1 protein-coding gene is annotated in these 386 nt (G+C 64.0%); it reads left to right on the top strand.

Annotated elements, in window-relative coordinates; all coding sequences use genetic code 11:
* Positions 1-16: 16 nt before the first annotated feature.
* A partial coding sequence (locus J0A65_RS26250; protein WP_206597122.1) for a hypothetical protein occupies positions 17-386 on the top strand: 370 nt, incomplete at its 3' end.

Genomic DNA, 386 nt, shown 5'->3' with positions numbered 1-386 from the left:
ATGGCGAGGCGTTATCGTGACTTTGCACCTGTCCTGGCAACAAAAATTCCGCGCCCTCATCGCGCTCACCCTAATCAGTCTGGCGTTGATGGCGGCCGCCTCGCTGTGGGCCAGCCACCGCCTGAGCAGTGCCCTGCAGGCCAGGGAACAGGCGGCGAGCTACGCCAGCGCCAGCACCGAACTGATGAACCGCTGGTGGCGGCAGAACGCCCAGCGCCAGCAGCTCACGCCCGAACAGCTGGCGGCATTCGGCAGCGGTCTCGATGAACTGCACGAACTCGTCGGACAACTGTTGACCAAGGCTCAAGCCCTGCGAGACGACGATACCCTGCAACACGCACAGCGGATCCAGGCCATCCTCGAGGAGGAGCTGGAACAACAGCGCC

Origin of the sequence: Bowmanella yangjiangensis (assembly GCF_017255015.1) — a bacterium.
Taxonomy (GTDB): domain Bacteria; phylum Pseudomonadota; class Gammaproteobacteria; order Enterobacterales; family Alteromonadaceae; genus Bowmanella; species Bowmanella yangjiangensis.
This window is presented reverse-complemented; position numbering and strand designations above follow the sequence as displayed.